The sequence below is a fragment of the Alcanivorax sp. HI0044 genome, from assembly GCF_001634945.1.
In genome coordinates this window covers 1-17,134 of record NZ_LWEZ01001769.1, presented here as the reverse complement: position 1 = coordinate 17,134, position 17,134 = coordinate 1, and the positions used below count along the sequence as shown (strand labels likewise).

The window sequence follows — 17,134 nt, the reverse complement described above, 5'->3', positions numbered from 1 at the left end:
GGGCGGGCTTAGCCTGTGCCCCACTGACAAGCACGGAGTACCGTGCACTATTTTTCCTGAGTCGCTTCCAGCGCAGTCAACAACAACCGCTGGAAAATATGCTCACGCACGCCGTCCGGATCCGTCAGCGCCATACGCTCCAGTGGAGCGGCAAACTCTGTCGGGCTTCCTTCGTGGAACAAGGCTTTGCGGCCCAGCTTCAGATATTCCTTGTGACTGACTTTCTCTTTCAACCAGGTGAGCGCCATCATCAAGCGCTGCTCCACCTCGGTGAAATCCGTACCCAGCGGGAAAACAGGGAAGCTCGGCTTGCCACAACGCTCGGCTATCTCGTGTAAATGTTCAGGATTGTTACGCCGGTGCGCTTCCGGAATCTGATAATCCTGGCGCAGCTTGCCCGCCGCCTGGGCCTGTTCCATCAGCTCCACCTGGAAACGGCTATCGGCCACGTTCAACATGGCCATCACCACTTCTTCATCAGTCTTGCCACGCAGATCCGCCACACCATACTCGGTAACCACCATATCGCGCAGGTGCCGGGGAATGGTGTTGTGGCCATAGCTGAACACCACATTGCTCATGGCTTCGCCGCCGCGTTCACGCCACGCCCGCACCATCAGAATGGAACGTGCGCCTTCCAGCTCATGGGCCTGGCTGACAAAGTTATATTGCCCGCCCACGCCACTGAGCACGCGGCCATCGTCAATCTGATCCGAGGCCACCGCCCCCAGCAAGGTGACCGTGAACGCGGTATTGATAAAACGCGCATCCTGACGCTGCAAACGATTCAGGGTTTCATCACCGTAAAGGTGATTGATGAAACTGATGCGCGTCATGTTGATTCTATTGCGCTCTTGGTCCGTCATCTCCCGCAAGCGCGCATAGAAATCCTGGGGCCCCAGGAAAAAGCCACCGTGCATCACCACCCCCCCGGCCAGGCTTTCACCGAACACCGCCTTCAAGGCTTCACGGGTGGTGCGATCGTCCAGATCATTGGGCACGGTCACGTCATTGGGCAGCTGCAGTTCGTCACCATGTTTGCTAATGCCGTCGCGGAAAATACCAAACCGTTTCAGGGTGCGTAGTTGCGCGCGGTCCAGCCGCCGACTGATGGCCGATTGCTCGCGCAGGGCATCCAGCAGCGCCAGCCCCGGCGTTGCCGGGTTGTGCATTTCCAGACGCTGCAGAGGTGCCCAGTCATAGACCGGGCGGCGAATGATGCCATCGTCAATCAACGTGAGCAGGCCATGGGTCATCATTTCGCTGCAACCGTAGAGGCCCTCACGAAAAACCCCGGTGCCCCCCTCCCGCTCAATCAAGGCGTCATGCTCAGGTGGCACACCCCAGGCTTTCAACGCACTCAGATAGCGGGGGTTGTCTTGCTCGCGCAAACGCAGATGATGCACCAGCGCATCGCCAAGGGCACCAATACCGATTTGCAGCGTGCCACAGTCACGCACCAGGGTACTGGCATGCAGGCCGACAAAATGGTCCTGAATATTCACCGGCATGTTCGGGGTACTGAACAACCGTGTGTGGCCTTCCGGGTCATCCACCAGCAGGTCCATCTCCGGTAGCCAATCGTCCACCCGGGCATCATTGCCCATAAAGGGCAGGTCCCGATGCACCTGCCCCACGGCCACGATGGTTTCACCGGCTTCCCGGCGGGCCTTGAGCAAGGGCATCAGGTCGAGCGTCACTTCCGGGTTGCAGGAAAAACTGTACTCGTCGTTACCGTCCACCTGCCGGTGAGCCAGTAATTGCGCTACCACATTCACACCGCGCGCATTGAGGTCCCGCGCCACATGGGTGTAGTTGCTGCTGATGTAATGTTGTTGAGCCACATCACTGCCCAGCATGCTGCCAGGCTGCACGAAAAATTCGAAGACACGGATGTTGGCGGGCAGGTTTCCACGCTTTTGCGCCGCCAGGTAGCTCAACGCTTCATAGTCGCCAAACAACCGATCGGCAAAGGGGTCAAGGAAACGTTTTTCCAGATCACTGCCCGCTCCAGGTTTTCCCAGAGACAAAGCAGTATAGATATCCAGGCTCAAGGACGGGTCCGCTTCCACACGTGCATAAAGTGCATTCACAAACCGGTTGGGTTTACCCAGCCCCAGCGGCATGGCGAGGCGAATTTCTCCACCTGTGGCCTCAATAACCCGGTCTACCGCCTGCTCTACCTGATTGATTCGATCCGTCACGACCTCTCCTTGTCATTCATTCAGCGCAATTAATGTAGTGCCATTCAGTGGCTGGAAGCGCTGGACACCAGCGTGACCAACACCACACCCGCAATAATAAACCCCATCCCCAGCATGGCGGGCAAATCGGGCATTTGTTTAAAGAATAGCGCGCCCACCAGCGCAATCAGTACGATACCCACTCCAGCCCAGACCGCATAGGCAATCCCCATGGGAATCGTACGCAGGGTCAGGGAAAGGGCATAAAACGCAATGGAATAGCCCACCACGGTGGCCACTGATGGCCACAACCGGGTGAACCCCTGGGACGCATTCAGCGCCGAGGTAGCCACCACTTCAGCCACAATGGCGATGGACAAATACAGGTAACCCATAGGGACTCCGCAACAATCAAGCGAGTTGATCAGGCCGGACATTCAGGCCGAAGGGGCAGCCTGCAACTGATTCAACAAGGCCTCCCAGCGTGCCAGCTGTTGGGCCGGGAAGTCAGCCTCAGGGTGGCGCACAATCAGTACCAGGCGCGAGTCGGTGTCCTGATCCGGCCACCGGTTCTGTGGTGTCATCTCCGGCGTCTGTTGCGCCACCCACTGAACCAGCATGGGGCCATCCAACCCGTTCACCCGCAACAACCCTTTCACTCGCACCAATGCATCGCCACATTGTGCCTGCAGCTGCTGAAGCGCGGCCTGCCATAATGGCCAGTCCAGACCATGGGGCCAGCGCAGCGAGGCACTGAACAGATTATGGCGGGACGCCTGCTTCTCCGCGGGAACCAGCGCAAGTGACTGAGCGGCAAGCGTCGCTCCCTCCACAGGGGCAAACAGGCCAGTCACCCGGCAACGACGCGGGAGCGATTCATCAAGCAAGCTCGCGTCAGGAAAGTTGGTATCCAGCCGGTATTGCCGCGCCGTTGCATTCAGCCCGTGCAGCTGCGCCTGCAACGCCTGCACGGCCGTGGGCTCGGCCTGTTCCGTCTTGGAAAGCAGCAGCGCATCGGCGCTATGGATTTGCTCCAGTACTTCCGGATGCTCGGCAATGGCATCGGCACCGGCGCGGGCATCGACCACGGTCAGCACTGACTGGCAGACAAAGCGCTTTTTCAGCCAGGGATCCTGCTCCAGTGGCGCCACCACACCAAAGGGCTCAGCCGCGCCGGTGGTTTCGATCACCACCGTCGTAAATGCGGGAATATCGCCGTTCTTGCGGGCCATAAACAGGTTACGCAACGTGGTGGACAGGGAACCCTGAATCACGCAGCACAGGCAACCGCCGGCCAGCAACGAGACCGACACCCCGGTGCCGGTGAGATGCTGGTCGATACCGATATCGCCCAGCTCGTTGATGATCAGGGCTACATCGCGGCGCTCGCTCAGCCAGCGGTTGAGCAGTGTGGTCTTGCCACTGCCCAGAAAGCCGGTGAGCACCACCACCGGAATCCGTTCTTCCACGGCAATCAGCCCAGCGACCAGGGCAACTGTTCGCCGGCAAAGAACGGCACCACCGGCTCCCCGGCGGCGTCGATTATGGTGGGCACCTCCCACGGCTTGCGTTGCAAGGTCACGGTGTCGGTGTGGCGCGGCAGGCGATAGAAATCGGCACCAAAGTGGCTGGCGAACCCTTCCAGTTTATCCAGCGCATTGTGCTGCTCCAGGAAGGTCGCATACAGCGGCAGTGCCGCCCGCGCGGAGTAACAGCCCGCGCAGCCACAGGCTGCTTCTTTCTTGTTACGGGCGTGCGGTGCGGAATCAGTGCCCAGGAAGAAACGACTGTGGCCGTCAATCACCGCTTTCTGGATGGCGTCCTGATGCTGGCGACGCTTGAGAATCGGCAGGCAATAATTGTGCGGACGCACACCACCCACCAGCAGATCGTTGCGGTTCATCAACAAGTGCTGGGGGGTCACTGTCGCTGCGGTCAGCGCGTTGGCTTCGCGCACAAAGTTGACGCCTTCCGAGGTGGTCACGTGCTCAAACACAATACGCAACGCCGGAAACTGGCTGCGGATCGTGTTCAGGTAACGATCAATGAACACCTTTTCACGGTCGAAGATATCGATCTCCGCATCGGTCACCTCACCGTGTACCAGCAGCGGCACATCGTGCTTTTCCATGGCTTCGTACAGATGGGTAATCTTGCCCGGATCGGTAACGCCACTGGCAGAGTTGGTGGTGGCACCCGCCGGGTAGAGCTTGAAGGCATGCACAAAGTCACTGTTGGCCGCGCGCTCCACTTCCTCCACCGGGGTGCTGTCGGTGAGATACAAAACCATCAACGGCTCAAAACTCACCCCGGTCGGCACCTGCGCCATGATGCGCTCACGATACTCTGCGGCCTGGGCCACCGTGTTCACCGGCGGGTTCAGGTTGGGCATAACGATGGCACGACCGAATACATTGGCCGTGGCCGGCACGGTTTCCGCCAGCAAATCACCGTCGCGGAAGTGCAGATGCCAGTCGTCCGGGCGAGCAATGGTCAGGGTATCGGTCATGGAGTCACCTTCTTTACCGTGGAGATTCGTGGGGCGTTTCGGGGGCGTAGTGTAGCGCAAAGTGTAGCGCAAGTTGGTGTCGAGGCAGAGCACGAGGCACATGAGAACCGCGGTTGCGGGCGACATCGGTCCGGAATCGCAAAATCGCCTGCAGCATGTACACGGCCCACAAACAAAAACGCCCCGCATTGCGGGGCGTTTTCTAATATGGCGGAGAGGGCGGGATTCGAACCCGCGATACAGTTTCCCGTATGGCTCCTTAGCAGGGAGCTGGTTTCAGCCACTCACCCACCTCTCCGGAATGCGGTACTGCTTGTGGTTTGGTGGTGAACGCTCTTAATCGGCGCTGTCACCAAACTCGCCGCGCATCATAACGATTTTGCGAACAAAATACAGCTCAAAAATCAGGCAGACTCGCTATCTGACGATTTTTCGTGCTGAATTCGCTGATAAATTTCTTCACGGTGTACGGCAACTTCTTTCGGTGCGTTCACACCGATACGAACCTGGTTGCCTTTTACACCCAGCACAGTGACGGTCACTTCGTCACCGACCATCAGGGTCTCACCAACTCGACGCGTAAGAATTAACATAATGATCCCTCCTGGGGTCCTTTCATTTCCGTGAGCGCTTTCCGTACCTGAGGCTCGCGGGTTGCCGTCCTTGACGACTCCTTGGTGCAGAGACCATTTACCCACCCCTGGCACGGGGCCGGTAGTATGCCTGAATCAGATTCTCAAGTCTTGCCGTGAGAGGGGCGAGACCAACCGGTCGTCGCCCCATACCTACCTGACGGTATGCCGATCAGCAGAAGTTGAGCTGTGGTTTCAGCGTGGATGTATGGCGCAAGAATTTGTTGTCACAGGGCATTTTCTGAGGAAGCGCCGTATCAGGGAATACGGTCGACTGAAGAAAATGTTCTGTGGCGGCAAAGGCTTGTGCCAGGCACCACGATGAAGCTACGGGCTCAGCTTGAAGGCTGATCCAGCTCGAAGGCAGAGTGCAGCGCACGGACTGCCAGCTCCAGGTACTTCTCGGCAATGACCACGGACACCTTGATCTCGGAGGTGGAAATCATCTCGATGTTCACCCCTTCAGTGGCCAGGGCTTCGAACATCTTGGACGCCACGCCCGCGTGAGAGCGCATGCCCACACCCACCAGGGAGACCTTGGCGATCTTGTCGTCACCGATGATTTCCGGGTTGCCCAGCTCTTCGGAGGCGTTACGCAGGGCTTCCTGGGCACGGGCGAAATCGTTGCGGTGCACGGTGAAGGTGAAGTCGGCAGCGCCGTCCTTACCCACGTTCTGCACGATCATGTCCACTTCGATGTTCTCTGCGCTTACCGGGCCGAGGATCTTGTAGGCAATACCCGGGGTGTCCGGGGCGCCACGCACGATGATCTTGGCTTCATCACGGGTAAAGGCAATTCCGGAGATTACCGGCTTTTCCATATCAACCTCGTCTTCGACGGTAATAAGTGTCCCAGGGCCATCCTGGAAACTGGACAAAACACGCAGCGGCACATTGTATTTGCCGGCGAATTCCACAGAGCGGATCTGCAGGACCTTGGAGCCCTGGCTGGCCATTTCCAGCATTTCCTCGAAAGTAATGCTGTCCAGACGGCGGGCGTTATCCACTACTCGCGGGTCAGTGGTGTAAACACCATCCACATCCGTATAGATCTGGCACTCGTCCGCTTTCAGCGCAGCAGCCAAAGCCACAGCGGTGGTATCAGAGCCACCACGGCCCAGCGTGGTAATGTTGCCGTCACCATCGACGCCCTGGAAACCGGCCACGACCACCACACTGCCACCATCAAGATCGGCGCGAACTTTCTTGTCGTCGATTTCTTCGATGCGGGCTTTGGAGTAGGTGTTGTCCGTACGCAGGGGAATCTGGCTACCTGTATAGGAGCGGGCATTGAGGCCCTGCTTTTGCAGCGCCATGGACAACAGGGCAATAGTGACCTGCTCGCCGGTAGACACCAGCACGTCCATTTCCCGTGGAGAGGGTTTGTCGGTAACGCCGTTGGCCAGCTCGATGAGCCGGTTGGTTTCCCCACTCATGGCGGAAACGACGACGACCACCTGGTCACCCCGTTTATGAAAGCCGGCTACCTTTTCGGCAACGGCCTGGATGCGTTCGACCGTACCTACCGAGGTACCGCCGTATTTCTGCACGATAAGAGCCATAAAGTCGCTTTTTCTGCAAAAAAGAGCGCGCTACTGTACCAGAAACGCGCCGGGATTTCATGTTCAGGTGGTTTGGCGGGCATGATCTACAACCTATTCCGCCCCCAAAGTGGGTTTTTCAAGCCGGAAATAACGGGTATTTCCAACCTGAGTTGCCCTACCCGGCCACCCAGCCCTTTACACTTTCCAGGGCCCCGGGCAATGCAGCAGGATTATTCCCACCCCCCTGGGCCATATCCGGGCGCCCACCGCCACGGCCGTCCACTTGCTCGGCCACGAATTTGAGCAGATCGCCCGCTTTGTATCTGGCGGTCAGGTCCTTGGTGACACCGGCCACCAAGGCCACCTTATCGCCTTCCACTGCGGCCAGCAGAATCACCGCGGAACCCAGCTTGTCTTTCAGCTTGTCCATGGTGACCCGCAAGGTCTTGCTATCGGCACCGTCGATTTGCGTCGCCAATACCTTCACGCCGTTAATATCCTGCACATCACTGGTCAGGTCGCCGCCGGCGCCGCTAGCCAGTTTCTGTTTGAGGCGTTCGATCTCTTTTTCCAGTTCACGGACTTTCTGCGCCTGGCTGCGCACCCGCTCGGCCGCATTGTCCGGTGAGCTCTTCACCGTGGCGGCAATTTCGCTGAGCGCCCGCTCCTGCTGGCGCATCACCGCCAGGGCGTGTTCACCCGTCACCGCTTCGATGCGGCGCACACCGGCAGCCGCAGAGGCTTCCAGGGTAATCCGGAACAGACCGATATCGCCGGTGCGGCTCACGTGGGTTCCGCCACACAACTCCTTGGAGAAGCCGTCGCTGCCCATGCTCAGCACGCGCACCTGATCATCATATTTCTCGCCAAACAGGGCCATGGCACCCGCTTCCCGGGCGGCGTCGATATCCATCAATTCGGTGGTTACTGCGGTGTTGGCCAGAATCTGGCGATTCACCAGAATCTCGATCTGCTCACGCTGGTCTTCGCTGACAGCTTCGCCGTGGGAGAAGTCAAAGCGCAAATAGTCGGCTGCCACCAACGAGCCTTTCTGCTGAACATGCTCACCCAATACTTCACGCAAAGCGGCGTGCATCAGGTGAGTGGCGGAGTGATTGCGCATGATGGCGCGACGACGCTCCACATCCACGTAGGCAGACACTTTGCCACCCACCTTCAGGCTGCCGCTTTCCACCTTGCCCAGATGCACATGGGCCGCCTGACGCTTCCTGGTATCGGACACCGCGAAACGATTATCGCCCTGCACCAGGAAACCGCTGTCGCCCACCTGGCCGCCAGACTCCGCATAAAACGGCGTGCTGGCCAACACCACCATGCCTTCTTCGCCCGCCTGCAGGGCATCAACCGCTTCGCCGTCCTTGAACAGGCCGACGATCTTGTCGTCGTCCGCCAGTTTTTCGTAACCGGAAAACGCGGTCACCACCTCGATATTGAGTCGGTCGCTGTAATCATTGGCAAAGCTGCCGGCACCACGAGCCCGCTCACGCTGGGCTTCCATGGCGTTTTCAAAGCCGTCCATGTCCACCGTCAATTCCCGCTCACGGGCCACATCGGCGGTGAGATCCGGTGGGAAACCATGGGTGTCATAAAGATTGAACAGCACCTCGCCGGGCAGTTCCTTGCCATCCAGCTCGGCTATGGCCGCTTCCAGCACCTTCATGCCGGCGGCCAGGGTGCGGCCAAACTGCTCTTCTTCCGCCAGCAAGGCTTTTTCGATGCGGGCCTGTTCGCGGCCCAGCTCCGGATAGGCTTCACCCATCTGCTCGACCAGCGCGGTCACCAAGGTGGAGAAGAACGGCTTGTCCTGGCCCAGCTTATGACCGTGGCGCAGGGCGCGACGGATGATGCGGCGCAGCACATAGCCACGGCCTTCATTGGACGGTATCACCCCGTCACAGATCAGGAAGCTGGCGGAACGGATATGGTCGGCAATCACCCGCAGGGACTTTTCTTCCAAATCGGTGCAGCCGGTAGCCGTGGCCGCCGCTTTCAGCAGCGCCTGGAACAGGTCAATTTCGTAGTTAGAATGTACGCCCTGCAAGACTGCAGCAATACGCTCCAGGCCCATGCCGGTATCCACACTGGGCTTGGGCAACGGCAGTAACTCACCATCCGGCTGGCGGTCGTATTGCATGAACACCAGGTTCCATATCTCGATATAGCGATCCAGATCATCATTCTCGGAACCGGGAGGACCACCGGGCACATCGGCCCCATGGTCGTAGAAAATCTCGGAACAGGGACCGCACGGGCCGGTATCGCCCATCTGCCAGAAGTTGTCCTCGTCCAGGCGCGAGAAGCGTTCAGCGCTGACGCCCATTTCCTTGAGCCAGATATCCGCCGCTTCATCATCGGACACATGCACGGTGATCCACAGGCGCTCTTCAGGCAGCCCCAAGGTGCCCGTCAGGAATTCCCAGGCGAACTTGATGGCTTCGCGCTTGAAATAGTCGCCGAAGCTGAAATTACCCAGCATCTCGAAGAAGGTGTGATGCCGCGCCGTGTAGCCCACGTTCTCCAGATCGTTATGCTTACCCCCGGCACGCACGCAGCGCTGGGAACTGGTAGCACGGGTGTAGTCCCGGGACTCACGGCCCAGAAATACATCCTTGAACTGATTCATACCCGCGTTGGTAAACAACAGGGTCGGGTCATTGTGGGGCACCAGCGAGGAGGACGGCACCTTGGTGTGTCCCTGGCTGGCGAAGTAATCCAGAAAGGCCTGGCGTAGTTCAGCACTCTTCATAGGAGAAACAATCATTGGCTGGCTGTCAGAGAGGGCCGAGTATAGCGCCCTCAAGGCCCGGTTGCGATGGTTCAGTAAGCTGCAAGCGACTAGCTTCAAGCGTCGAGAAAAACCCGAAACCAGAAGTCAGCCCCTCTTTAATCTAATAGCTGGAAACTAGTCGCTAGCGGCTCATAGCTTGGTTCTAGCCCTTGATCGCCGCCGCCAGACATACCGCCAGCACCATCACCAGCAGAATGCGCTTGAGCACACGGGGGGAAACCTTGTGCGCGAACCCCACACCCAGCCGCACGCCCAGCAGGCTACCCAGCGCAACGACCAGCCCCGGCAACCAGGCGACTTGCCCCCTGGACACAAAAATCGCCAGTGCCAACACGGTGAAACTGCCGGTGATCGCCAATTTCAGGGCATTGCTGCGCAGCAAATCGTAATGCAGCTGCCCCGCCAGCACCGCCAGCAGCACAAAACCCACCCCGGCCTGCACAAAACCTCCATACACCCCGGCCAGAAAAAGGCCGAGCCACCCGGGCAGGCTCGCGTTCGGGGACAGCGGGATCGCATCCGGCCCCGGCGACATTTGCGCCGGACGCAGTACCATCAGCACAGCCACCACCACCAGGGTCGTCAGCAGAACCGGTTTGAGGATGGTTTCCGGAAGAAACGCCGCCGCCACGGCGCCCACCAGGGTGCCCAGCAGGCTCGGCACCAGAATCGCCGGCAAGGCGGCAAAGGGCATAGTTCCCCGTTTGTTGAACTGGCGAACCGCTTCCGCGCTCTGAATCAGCACCGCCACCCGCATGGTGCCATTGGCCAGCGCAGCGCCCATGCCGGTGAGCATCAGCAACGGCAGGATCAGCAGACCACCGCCCCCGGCCAGAGTATTGATAAACCCCGCCAGTACACCGGCGCCCAGCAACGCGGCCGCTAGCCAGGGGTCTGAAAGATATTCCATGGGGTTTCCAATCCGGGGGCACAGAGCACAAGGATACCCTCACCCACCCGTCAGCAAAACGCGTTGAGGGCACTCACTTGTATAAGCGCACCGTAGCCCCGTCGCTGGCGCCGCGATTCATGCCTGGATCAAGAACACTCGCAGCACAGAAAGCAACGTTCACAGAGCCCTCCCCGCTCTTCACCGGTGAGCTCTACCCCTATGGGGTGAACGTGGTGAACAACCTTTCCGGGTTTGGGGCATCGCGCCGCCAGCAACGCTCCTGCAGCAAGACATCTGCGCAGTGGCCGAGATTCGGTTCACTCCGCGTTTTACCTAATAGACAGGCGGAACAAGCAGCGATCAGTCCAAATCGTCTTCCGAGACGTCCAAGGCTGCAAAACTTTGTTCAGCATCAAACCCCCTGCTTTGCAAAAAACGCAGCTGTTTGGCCTTTTCTTTCTGATCCTGGGGGTACTGCCGAAAGCGTCGGGCGCGAACCTCTCGGGCCAGGGCAAACCAGTCTACCTCAGCATTCTCCAGCGCCTCGGCGATCCAGTCGTTATCCACGCCTTTGAGCTGAAGTTCCTGGCGAATGCGCAAGGCACCCTGCCCGCGTTCAATGCGGGCACGCACAAAAAAACCGGCAAAGCGCCGGTCATCAATAAAGCCGTGTTCTTCGCACCAGGCCAGCACGGCCGTCAGCGCCGGCTGGTCACCCAGCCGCTGTTGCAGCTTGGTGACCAGTTCGCGACGAGCGTGATCGCGCCGGGCCAGCAGGGCAACAGCCCGCTGGCGCAGCTCGGCCTCCGTCAGCGGTTCACTCATCGTCAGCCGCAGCGTCCTCTTCCACTGGCGCTTCCGAGGTGGGGTCCGGCAGCAAGCGGGCGCGGATTTCCGTCTCGATTTCTTCGGCAATGGCCGGGTTCTCACGCAGATACTCACAAGCGTTCTGTTTGCCCTGGCCGATCTTGTCGCCCTTGTAGGCGTACCAGGCACCAGATTTATCCACCAAACCCTGCTGCACGCCCAGGTCCAGCACTTCGCCTAGCTGGTTGATCCCCTGACCGTAGAGAATCTGGAACTCGGCCTGACGGAACGGCGGCGACACCTTGTTCTTGACCACTTTCACCCGGGTTTCGTTACCGGTGACTTCGTCCCCTTGTTTCACTGCGCCGATACGGCGGATGTCCAAACGCACGGAGGAGTAGAATTTCAGCGCATTACCGCCGGTGGTGGTTTCCGGGTTACCGAACATTACGCCAATTTTCATGCGGATCTGGTTAATGAACACCACCAGCGTATTGGCGTTTTTCACATTACCGGTAATTTTACGCAGCGCCTGGCTCATCAGGCGGGCTTGCAGCCCCACGTGGGTGTCACCCATCTCGCCTTCAATTTCCGCTTTCGGCACCAGGGCCGCCACGGAATCCACGATGACCACGTCCACTGCACCAGAGCGCACCAGCATGTCGGTGATTTCCAGCGCCTGCTCGCCGGTATCCGGCTGGGAGACGATCAGGTCATCCACGTTAACACCCAGCTTTTCCGCGTAATCCGGGTCCAGCGCGTGCTCCGCGTCCACAAAGGCACAGGTGGCGCCTTTTTTCTGGGCCTGGGCAATCACGCTCAGGGTCAGGGTAGTTTTACCAGAGGATTCAGGGCCATAGATTTCCACGATCCGCCCCTTGGGCAACCCGCCAATACCCAGGGCAACGTCCAGCCCCAGCGAGCCGGTGGAGATGGACGGCATGCGCTCGCGCTTGCGATCACCCATGCGCATGACGGAACCCTTGCCGAATTGGCGCTCAATCTGTGACAGCGCAGCGGACAGCGCCTTACCTTTATCGCTCATTGTGACCCCTCTCCGTTTTCGGCGCGTCATTCATTGACGCCAACCGTATCTGATCTGTCTCATCTGACCTTTCGGCCAGTGCTGGCAATATGGACAGTATTATGAACAGCATTGGCTATCCATTGCAACCTCACATATTGATGCTGTGCCAGCCCCACCTCGATGAGACTGAAATGAATAGCCCGATTGTGGCTACTTGAGGCGGGCATTCAAGCCCAAGATGGCTTCCAGGATGGTCTGCTGACGGACGGCATCGCGATCACCGTCGAAGTGGAAACAGCGGGCTTCGGCGTAGCCCAGCTTCTGCCCCCAGGCAATCCAGACCGTGCCCACCGGCTTGTCCGGCGTGCCGCCATCCGGCCCGGCAATACCGGTGACCGCGACAGAGACATGGGCCCGGGAATGGGTAATGGCTCCCCGCGCCATTTCCAGGGCCGTTTCTTCGCTGACCGCTCCCACCGAGGCCAGGGTCGAGGCCTGCACACCCAGCATCTCCTCCTTGGCTTCGTTGGAATAGGTCACAAAACCCCGGTCAAACCACGTTGACGCCCCGGACAGCCCCGTCAGCGCCTGGGCAATGCCCCCACCGGTACAGGATTCCGCCGTCGCCAGAATCAAACGCTGTTTTTGCAGGGCAGAGGCCAGTGCGACAGCGGCGGCAAGGATGTCGTTATCCAACACAGGGGTATGCTCCGTTGCAGATGTTGCCGGCAATGTAAGCCGGGACGATGTAATCAGCCCAGATCCACGTTGTGATACACGTTCTGCACGTCGTCCAGATCATTCAGCATGGCCATGAATTTGTCGAACAGCTCCATGTCTTCGGCGCTGATGGTAGTGTAACTCTGCGGGACAAACTGGATTTCATCCACCTCGAATTCCAGCTCGCCGAAAGCCTCCGTCAACGCCTGCTTGGCCTTGAAATATTCGGTATTCGGGGTAAACACCGTCAGGGTGCCGTTGTCATCTTCGATCTCACTGACGTCCACATCGGCCTCCATCAGCGCTTCCAGCACCGCGTCTTCGTCCGCATGGGCAAAAACGAAGATGGCCACGTGATCGAACATGTGGCTCACCGTACCCTGGGTGCCGATCTTGCATTTGGTCTTGGTGAAGGCCATGCGCACATCACCAAAGGTGCGGTTCGGGTTGTCCGTCAGGCATTCGATCAGCGCCATGCAACCACCCGGGCCGTAGCCTTCATAGCGGGCCGGAGAATAATCCTCGCCACCCCCGCCTTTGGCTTTCTCAATGGCCTTGTCGATCACATGACCGGGCACCTGGTCTTTTTTGGCACGTTCAATCAGGCTGCGCAGCGCCAGATTCGCCGTAGGGTCCAGGCCGCCGGATTTCGCACTGACATAAATTTCCCGACCATAACGGCTGTATACCTTGGCTTTCATATCCGAGGTTTTCGCCATGGACTCTTTACGGTTTTGATAGGCGCGGCCCATACGAATCTTGCTCCAGAGAGATTGGTTGCCGGGTATTTTAGGGGAAGATGATGGTAAGAAGAACAAGGGAGGGAGCAAGAAAGCAGCGCACAGACCACAAGCGCACCTTTATCTGGCAGGGCAAGCGCGATGGGTGGGCACTGGACCCGGCAATTACTTGCCCATCCTCAAGTCATTTCCGCTATCCTCCGCTCCGCATAAATAAAATAGACAAGGACTTCATCGTGCACACCCTTTATCACATTGCGTTGGCAGCGCCTCTTCTCCTTACCCCATTAGCACAAGCTTCCAATACCTTCGATTACGTCGACATTGGCTACTCCAGACAGAACACAGACTACTCCGGTTTTGGCGACAGCAGCTCCGGCACCGTAAAGGCCAGTGTCTCAGCCTTTAAATGGTTCCACGCCCGCGGTCGTTACCATGCGGGTAATGTCCGATTGCCAGAAGAAAACGCACAGCAAGAATCCTGGTCAGTAATTGGCTTGGGGGTTCACTATCCATTCAACGCCAAAACGTCCATTTTCGCCGGCTCAGACCACAACAAACTTGAGCTGCAAAATGGTTCTACCGAACGCGGTTGGTACCACCACATCGGGCTCAGACACGAATTCAACGATAAATGGCAGATCGGCCTCGAAATCGGCGAATCCGATGTGCTATTTCGGGATACCGCCTCGCTTATCGAAGGTATTTATAAAGTCACCCAGCAAGTTGGGCTATCTGCCACCCTGCGCGATTACGATGATCTGGATTTGACTGAATACGAGGTTGGCGTGCGCTGGTTCTTCCGGGACTAAAAGCTTCAAGGCCTGCATCACTGCTGAGTGGCGCCTGCTGCCATAAGCGGCCACTCAGCCGCAAGCGCTGCAGGCGAAATCCCGACCCGCAGCAAACGGTTAGCGAATCAACTTTCCAGTTCAACCAGCGACTCTTCAAAGTAATCCAGAAAGCGCTGGATATGCGGCAGTGTATCGCGGCAACCGATAACACCGAACTCCAGGCTGTCCTTGTAGCTCACCACGGTGATGTTCAGCGCATAGCCATGCAGTACCAACGACACAGGGTAAGAAGCCAACATTTCAGCGCCGTTGAGATACAGCGGATCTTTGGGCCCTGGCACATTGGAAATCACCAGATTGAACATGGGGCTTACCCGCCCGGACAGGCCCGTCACCTGGCCAAGCGACAACGGCACATTGGTGAGTACGGTATAGACATCGATCTCGGATTTCTGCATATCGCCAAGCCGGGACTTCACCCCTTTCATGGAATCCTGAATCGCTGCCAGCCGCTTCAGCGGCTCGGCGATATGCGTTCCCAGGCTGACCTGCACGGTGGTGATCGCATTACCACCGTCGCCCGCCTGGTCCGCACTGCGCAACGACACCGGCACCTGAGCCACCAGCGGCTGGTCCGGTAACGCGTCCTGGCTCAACAGGTAACGCCGCAGGGCCCCGCCACACATGGCCAGAAAAATATCATTGACGGTACCGCCATGCTGTTTGGCCGCTGCCTTGATGCGTGGCAGAGACCAGGACTGGGCAGCAAAGCGTCGGGCGCCGGTCACTCGCCGGTTGAGCTGGGTTTTCGGCGCCCGATAAATCGTTTTCACATTGCCATCTTTGGGCTGGCGCAACAGGTCTACCAGCTGGCCACTGCCCCGGCGCAGGTTATTCACCGTGCCTTTCATACCCGTATTTGCCGCAGGGGCGCCGCTGCTCTTTCTCGGCTTCTTCTCCGCATCCCATTCACCGGACCAGGGTACCGGCAAGCGGTCTTTGGCACTGGTGGCCAACCGCGATTGCATCAGGTACATACCCGCCACCCCGTCCACCATGGAATGGTGCATCTTGGTATAAAGGGCAAAGCGGTTGCCTTCCAGCCCTTCGATCAGGTAGCTCTCCCAGAGTGGGCGGCTGGGATCCAGACGCTGGGCGTGCAGCCGCGACACCAGCGCCAGCAGCTCGCGCACCCGCCCCGGGCGCGGCAAAGCGGAATGGCGCACGTGGTAATCGATATCAAAAGTCTTGTCTTCCACCCAGGCGGCGTCCATGCGCATGGGCAAGTGCGACTGGATTTTCTGGTTAAAGGGACGACAGATTCCATTCACCTCCACCAGATAGCGATAGATGCCTTCCATGTAATCCGCAGGCGCGTCCTCCGGAATGGCGAACAACGCCAGCCCACCCACATGCATGGGGGTCTCGCGGGTTTCCATCATCAGCCAGCCGGAATCCATAATGGACAGTTTACGGGCCATGCTTCCTGCTCCTTATTGTTATTCGTGCGCTCACAGCTAACCGCGCTTAAACACGCAGCCACAAACACCCTATCATCCGGTTTTTTCGTGGCAGAGCATTACCAGATTGGTTGCGTTTGGTTATCAACGGTCAATTGGGAGGATCGGTGGCGGGATTGGGGGGCCTACCTAGCTTGATCCGCCGGCACCAGCACCATGGCATGCATGTCCGCGAAACGCGCAGCATCCGTGCCCTGAAGCTTATTGTACTTAATGATTGATTGCAGGGACTTCACATACGCCGGCCCGCGTTCGGAGTATCTATCAAGGGTAGCGGCCGCATCGAGGCCGGTATACGGCCTGCCAGCCTTTCGGCTGCTTGCCCGCAGAGTGCGAAAATGCGTATAGGCTGGGTGGCTATTGAGGTTCAACGCATGGGCTTGCACCGACTGCAATGGCGCATCAAAGGCCGCGATTTTGTAATTGCCCATCCCGCTACGCTGGCTCTGCGGAGTGATGCCCTTCCCACCCCACGTCCATTGCCCAAACAGGGCGTTACCGGCAAACGCAAAGCGGGAGGTCCCCCAGCCGCTCTCCTCCGCTGCCTGAGCCAGAATCAGCGAAGGCGGAATCACATCGACCCGGCGTAACAGCTCAGCGACTCGCTCCTTGCCGCCTGTTTCCACCCGGTACTGGTCGGCCAGCTGCTGGAGCCAGTGGTTATCGTCAGCGGACAACACCGATTGCGTCTGCAGGCCAAGCAGGCGCGCCCGGTCCTGCTGAATCAATTCATTACTGCGCAGGATCAGCGGCCCTACAGCACGGAAGAACAGTTTCTTCTTCAGGCTGACGCTGATTTCATGGCTGATGCCCTTACCCCACTGCTCCGGCACCGTGGAGAGATAAACCCTGGGCACATGGCGGTCGCCTTCCACCCAGCTTTTATCGGTGTAGTGAAGCTGCTCGAACAACTCGAGTACCGCGCGATAATCATCAATGATCACCACACTGACCCTG

15 protein-coding genes and 1 tRNA gene are annotated in these 17,134 nt (G+C 58.6%); 1 reads left to right on the top strand and 15 read right to left on the bottom strand.

Features of this window, described 5'->3' with window-relative positions; translation table 11 throughout:
* Positions 1–47: 47 nt before the first annotated feature.
* The 13 genes from A3730_RS26495 to A3730_RS26435 form a co-directional block, all read right to left on the bottom strand.
* Positions 48–2,204, bottom strand: a complete 2,157-nt coding sequence (locus A3730_RS26495; RefSeq protein ID WP_063539307.1) for an acetyl-CoA hydrolase/transferase C-terminal domain-containing protein — start codon at positions 2,202–2,204, stop codon at positions 48–50.
* 44 nt (positions 2,205–2,248) lie between these two features.
* A complete protein-coding gene (locus tag A3730_RS26490) occupies positions 2,249–2,578 on the bottom strand; it encodes a multidrug efflux SMR transporter (protein WP_063519254.1) in 330 nt (109 codons plus the stop codon).
* 42 nt (positions 2,579–2,620) lie between these two features.
* The gene (locus A3730_RS26485) at positions 2,621–3,652 is read right to left on the bottom strand and encodes a GTP-binding protein (RefSeq protein WP_063539306.1); all 1,032 of its coding nucleotides are present in this window, start codon (positions 3,650–3,652) and stop codon (positions 2,621–2,623) included.
* Between the two features lie 5 nt (positions 3,653–3,657).
* Positions 3,658–4,692 carry a dihydroorotase gene (gene pyrC / locus A3730_RS26480; RefSeq protein ID WP_063521481.1) on the bottom strand — a complete coding sequence of 345 codons (1,035 nt, stop codon included), beginning with the start codon at positions 4,690–4,692 and terminating at the stop codon, positions 3,658–3,660.
* Positions 4,693–4,900: 208 nt separating this feature from the next.
* Positions 4,901–4,990: transfer RNA gene (locus tag A3730_RS26475), tRNA-Ser, on the bottom strand.
* Positions 4,991–5,096: 106 nt separating this feature from the next.
* The gene (gene csrA, locus A3730_RS26470; RefSeq protein WP_035229872.1) at positions 5,097–5,285 is read right to left on the bottom strand and encodes a carbon storage regulator CsrA; all 189 of its coding nucleotides are present in this window, start codon (positions 5,283–5,285) and stop codon (positions 5,097–5,099) included.
* A gap of 374 nt (positions 5,286–5,659) precedes the next feature.
* The gene (locus A3730_RS26465) at positions 5,660–6,886 is read right to left on the bottom strand and encodes an aspartate kinase (protein WP_063521482.1); all 1,227 of its coding nucleotides are present in this window, start codon (positions 6,884–6,886) and stop codon (positions 5,660–5,662) included.
* A 157-nt stretch (positions 6,887–7,043) separates the two neighbouring features.
* Complete coding sequence (gene alaS, locus A3730_RS26460; protein WP_063521483.1) at positions 7,044–9,635, bottom strand: alanine--tRNA ligase; 2,592 nt, start codon at positions 9,633–9,635, stop codon at positions 7,044–7,046.
* Between the two features lie 184 nt (positions 9,636–9,819).
* On the bottom strand, positions 9,820–10,587 hold the full coding sequence (locus tag A3730_RS26455; RefSeq protein ID WP_063521484.1) for a sulfite exporter TauE/SafE family protein: 768 nt from the start codon (positions 10,585–10,587) through the stop codon (positions 9,820–9,822).
* A 342-nt stretch (positions 10,588–10,929) separates the two neighbouring features.
* Positions 10,930–11,394, bottom strand: a complete 465-nt coding sequence (locus A3730_RS26450) for a regulatory protein RecX (protein WP_063521485.1) — start codon at positions 11,392–11,394, stop codon at positions 10,930–10,932.
* Complete coding sequence (gene recA / locus A3730_RS26445; RefSeq protein ID WP_063539305.1) at positions 11,387–12,421, bottom strand: recombinase RecA; 1,035 nt, start codon at positions 12,419–12,421, stop codon at positions 11,387–11,389. Before recA ends, A3730_RS26450 begins: the two co-directional genes overlap by 8 nt.
* Before the next feature lie 192 nt (positions 12,422–12,613).
* Positions 12,614–13,102, bottom strand: a complete 489-nt coding sequence (locus A3730_RS26440) for a CinA family protein (RefSeq protein WP_082872548.1) — start codon at positions 13,100–13,102, stop codon at positions 12,614–12,616.
* Positions 13,103–13,155: 53 nt separating this feature from the next.
* Positions 13,156–13,875 carry a YebC/PmpR family DNA-binding transcriptional regulator gene (locus A3730_RS26435; protein ID WP_063521433.1) on the bottom strand — a complete coding sequence of 240 codons (720 nt, stop codon included), beginning with the start codon at positions 13,873–13,875 and terminating at the stop codon, positions 13,156–13,158.
* Between the two features lie 47 nt (positions 13,876–13,922).
* Here A3730_RS26435 and A3730_RS26430 point away from each other — a divergent pair, with 47 nt between their 5' ends.
* Positions 13,923–14,675: a hypothetical protein gene (locus A3730_RS26430; RefSeq protein WP_156497163.1), complete on the top strand. Its 753-nt coding sequence runs from the start codon at positions 13,923–13,925 to the stop codon at positions 14,673–14,675.
* A 107-nt stretch (positions 14,676–14,782) separates the two neighbouring features.
* Here the strand turns inward: A3730_RS26430 and A3730_RS26425 are convergent, their stop codons facing one another.
* Together A3730_RS26425 and A3730_RS26420 are read right to left on the bottom strand one after the other, a co-directional pair.
* Positions 14,783–16,138, bottom strand: coding sequence for a wax ester/triacylglycerol synthase family O-acyltransferase (locus A3730_RS26425; protein WP_063521435.1), 1,356 nt, complete (start codon positions 16,136–16,138; stop codon positions 14,783–14,785).
* Positions 16,139–16,302: 164 nt separating this feature from the next.
* Positions 16,303–17,134, bottom strand: an 832-nt coding sequence (locus tag A3730_RS26420) for a glucosaminidase domain-containing protein (protein WP_063539304.1), incomplete at its 5' end; no start/stop codon positions are given.